This is a genomic window from Alistipes sp. AF14-19 (genome assembly GCF_003461645.1).
GTDB classification, from domain to species: domain Bacteria; phylum Bacteroidota; class Bacteroidia; order Bacteroidales; family Rikenellaceae; genus Alistipes; species Alistipes shahii.
The window spans coordinates 1-3,879 of record NZ_QTXM01000041.1; the positions used below are offsets into that span (position 1 = coordinate 1).

Consider the following 3,879-nt stretch of genomic DNA (forward strand, 5'->3'; position numbering starts at 1 on the left):
GGTTTCCAAATCGTTACCTCGTTTCTTTCGCTCTATTATTCATAGAAACGTGATTTTCAGTTTCTTGCATCGTTATTCATCTTGACATACGACTCTGCTGAAATTATTTTTGCAACCCTAAAAAGCAGAGTTTATGCGCAGCACGTTCAAGGTTCTGTTCTACCTTAAAAGGAACAAAGACAAAGATCAGAAAGTCGTCCCTGTCATGGGTCGCATCACGGTCAACGGTAGCATCGCCCAGTTCAGCGCGAAGCTCTCCGTTCCGGAGATGCTTTGGGAGGTCAGCGGCGGCCGCGCCAAAGGCCGCAGTCTCGAAGCGGATCGCATCAACCGTCATCTGGACAACATCCGCACCCAGATCGGCAAGCACTATCAGGATATCTGCGACCGGGAGTCATACGTTACGGCCGAAAAGGTCAAGAATGCCTATCTCGGCTTCGGAGAGAAATACCGGCTGCTTCTCGAAGCGTTCGAGAAATTCACCGGCGACCTCAAGAAACGTGTCGGCATCGACCGCTGCCACGGTACATGGAACCGCTACTATAAATCCATCGACCATCTGCGGACTTTCATGCGTAAGGAGTATAACGTGAGCGATATGCCGTTGGCGGAGTTGGAACAGTCGTTCATCGAGCAATACCACGTCTACCTTAAATCCGATCTGGGGCTCAAGCCTACGACCGTCAGCGGTTATCTCAAATGCCTGAAATACGTTGTCAAAATCGCGTTCAACAACGGCTGGATGCCTCGCAACCCCTTTTCCCTCTATCAATATACGGCTCCGAATCCGGAACGTAGTTTTTTAACGGAAGATGAACTCCGGCGTATGATGACTACCGAGCTGCGGTATAAGCGTCAGGACTATAACCGCGATATGTTCCTGTTCTCCTGCTTCACGGGCATCTGCTATGCGGATATGGCCTCGCTGACCTATGACCGGATCGAGCAGGATGCGCAGGGCGAGTGGTGGATCAGCGGCAACCGCCAGAAGACCGAAACCAAATACGTTGTCAAGTTGCTGCCTTATGCGTTGTTCATCCTGAACAAGTATCGGGGTCTGACCGGCGACGGACGTGTTTTTGCCATGTCTACACTCGATTCGATCGACGACAGCCTGAAAAACATCGCCCGGGAGTGCGGCATTGACAAACAACTCTCATTCCACCTTGCCCGGCACACGTACGCCACGACGATCTGCCTGTCGAACGGCGTGAGTCTGGAGACGCTTTCGAAGATGCTGGGACATAAAAATATCACCACCACTCAAATCTATGCGAAAGTCACCCCGCCGATGATCGACCGTGAGGTTACCATGCTCCGGGAGAAACTGGCAACGAAATTCTCCGTGTAGACACTTTGCAATAAAGTATATAAATATATTATGTATTTACATACTTGTATCAACTCATTATTCGGTCATTGCATCTTTGCGGCGAAAACCTACTGCAACCCGATTATGGAACGACTCGATGAGATTTTGGAAATCATTCGTGAGATCCGCGAGGATATCGCCTATATGAAACGTCACCGGAATATGCTTTGCGGTACGCCGGTCCTTGAAGTGAGCGAGGTCTGCGACCTGCTGAAGATCAGCGACCGTCAGTTGCGCCGTTACTGCGTCAGCGGTCAGCTCACCGGGTTCCACTTCGGGCGCCGTCTTATGTTCTCCGCTGCCGAGATAAACCGTTTTGTCGAGCGGATCGACACGGAGTGCCGGCAGCGAAAAGAACTTAAAAACCGGATCAGGAACCTTTAATTCATAACCCTATGCCTAACAAGTATTATTTGGTGGAGTCCGGAGCCTTGGAGCACCTGCTCCGCACGCATTTCCTGCTGACACAATCCCTATTGCTCTTCGAACACCTGTTGAGCCACAGCGACCGCCCGATGTTCCTCTCGGCCCGCAAGGTCTGCGAGGTGCTGGGTCTGGACCGTCACCAGCTCGAACAATGCCGCAAAAAGCGGATGATCCGCGCCCGTACCGTCAACGGACAGATGATGTACGATACCTACGAGTTGCTTGCGCTTACTGAACTTTTCTACCGCCGGAAGCTGCGGAAGACCCTCTCCCGGATACCGCAGTTCGAGGTGCGCTGATCCGTTCGTGCTGAAAGGGACTGACTGCATCCGCAGCAGTCTCTTTTTGTTTTGAGACAGCACGAATAATAATTAAAAATCCCTTTGTGAACGCCGGCCTCGGGGCAAGATAGCGCCGGACACGTTCCGGCGTCAAATTTTTGCGGCACGATCTCCACCCTTCGGGTCGTATCGCCCCTCAAAAATTTGCCTTGTCCGTGCCGTCGCTGAATATCCCGCCCCGAAGCCGGCTTCTCTCTTTCATAGCGGGGATCTGCCGGCCTTATGTCAAACTAAAATCCATTTCGAATATGAAGAATCAGAAATTCGAGATTGCGGTAGCGGGTTACGACTACCGTTTCAAGACCTACGCCCGGGACGGCGTGGAGGCATCGGTAAAGGTGAAATGTTTCCTCGGACGACCCGATGCCGAGTGTACGATCCTTATTCCGACGTTGAACGACGACCTGCGGGAAACTGAATCCTGCCGCAGGCAGGTGGCCCGGCGATGAGAAAGTGGATCGATCAGTCGACCTTCGACGAGCTGCTGCTCGCCAATGCCGAGGATAACATAGAGCGGGCTATTCAAAGCGCATCGGCCGTATTGGAAGCGGTGCAGGAGTTCGTTCCGGAGGCAGCCTTGTTCTATCGTGTTACACACGCCGCAGACAGCCTGAAGAACTATTTCGAGGAAGCCTGCACCGGTTTCCGCAGGAACGGTATCCTGTTTCTCGTCCGCAAATACACCTATCCGAAAACCTATTACGAGCTCCGTTGCGATTGGTCGTTCTTCCGATACGCGGACAACTACTCCTACGGCAAGGCTTTCGACAAACAAACCGCTCCGAACCGTATCGGGGTCTTCACCAAAAAGAAGATCGACGACTGGGTGGAATACCTCACGCAGGGTTTCCGGAATCTCGAACGGATCGATGCGGAGAACGAACGCAAAATGACCGGGTACCGCAACCGGTTGGAGGCTCTGTCCGATGTGGTTTGGGTTCATGACAAAAGTCACGGCCAGATCATTCGTAACGGTCTGACCTATACTTTCGATATCCGGCAGACGGATTACAGCGAAAAGATCTCTTTGGACTATCGGTGCCGCACGCTCGACGATTTCCTTGCACTCTCCGACAATAAATTCACACCTAAACCTTAAACGACTATGGAACGAAACATTATTATCGAAAATATCTGCACTGCGTGCCGCTGCGGCGAACGTCGCGCCGAGGAATATTTGACCGCGGAACTTCGCAACCTGCGGGAACTGCGGGATGCCGGGGCTCTGTGCTACGGCGATCTTGAAACGGCCTGTTCTGGGCTGGGACTGGACTTCGATTATACGGACTATTTCTGTCAGGCCTTGTCACTGAACTAACTCCGATTTACGATGAACAATCTTTGTTTCAACCGTTTCACACTGCGGACGGACGATGCGAAAACCCGCCGTAAAATCCTTCGCTGGCTGGCGCTCAATTACCGCTTGTACGAATACCTCCCCTCGGAGGCAGAGATCCGCGGACGGTTCATCTCGCGCAAACCCTTTCCCGCCGAAGCGCTCCGGCGCCAGATCGGGAAACTGCGCGGCGACAGGACTCTGTTCCTGCGGATTGTCTCTACGGACTTATACTCACTCTATGTGGAAGGTAATGTCTATCTGCTCGGGGCGTGGTACCGAATCTTTCTTTAATAACCTGCCGCCTGCTCCGCAACGAGCGGGCGGCGTCATTTCCATATCATGGCATACGAATCATCCATTCCTTTCGCGGATATCAGGGATTTCCGCGAGGCCGAGATCAA

7 protein-coding genes are annotated in these 3,879 nt (G+C 52.5%); all 7 read left to right on the forward strand.

The features are described from left to right. The first annotated feature begins 133 nt into the window (after positions 1-133). A complete protein-coding gene (locus tag DWW03_RS16190; RefSeq protein ID WP_118407007.1) occupies positions 134-1,351 on the forward strand; it encodes a site-specific integrase in 1,218 nt (405 codons plus the stop codon). 105 nt (positions 1,352-1,456) lie between these two features. Beyond that, complete coding sequence (locus DWW03_RS16195) at positions 1,457-1,756, forward strand: helix-turn-helix domain-containing protein (RefSeq protein ID WP_118407006.1); 300 nt, start codon at positions 1,457-1,459, stop codon at positions 1,754-1,756. 11 nt (positions 1,757-1,767) lie between these two features. Continuing rightward, positions 1,768-2,097: a hypothetical protein gene (locus tag DWW03_RS16200; RefSeq protein ID WP_118407005.1), complete on the forward strand. Its 330-nt coding sequence runs from the start codon at positions 1,768-1,770 to the stop codon at positions 2,095-2,097. 290 nt (positions 2,098-2,387) lie between these two features. Further along, complete coding sequence (locus tag DWW03_RS16205) at positions 2,388-2,588, forward strand: hypothetical protein (RefSeq protein WP_055203990.1); 201 nt, start codon at positions 2,388-2,390, stop codon at positions 2,586-2,588. Beyond that, positions 2,585-3,238: a hypothetical protein gene (locus DWW03_RS16210; protein WP_118407004.1), complete on the forward strand. Its 654-nt coding sequence runs from the start codon at positions 2,585-2,587 to the stop codon at positions 3,236-3,238. The genes DWW03_RS16205 and DWW03_RS16210 overlap by 4 nt, the downstream gene beginning before the upstream one ends. A gap of 6 nt (positions 3,239-3,244) precedes the next feature. Continuing rightward, positions 3,245-3,457: a hypothetical protein gene (locus tag DWW03_RS16215; protein ID WP_009596292.1), complete on the forward strand. Its 213-nt coding sequence runs from the start codon at positions 3,245-3,247 to the stop codon at positions 3,455-3,457. 12 nt (positions 3,458-3,469) lie between these two features. Continuing rightward, positions 3,470-3,769, forward strand: a complete 300-nt coding sequence (locus DWW03_RS16220; protein ID WP_015546439.1) for a hypothetical protein — start codon at positions 3,470-3,472, stop codon at positions 3,767-3,769. Positions 3,770-3,879 lie beyond the last annotated feature (110 nt).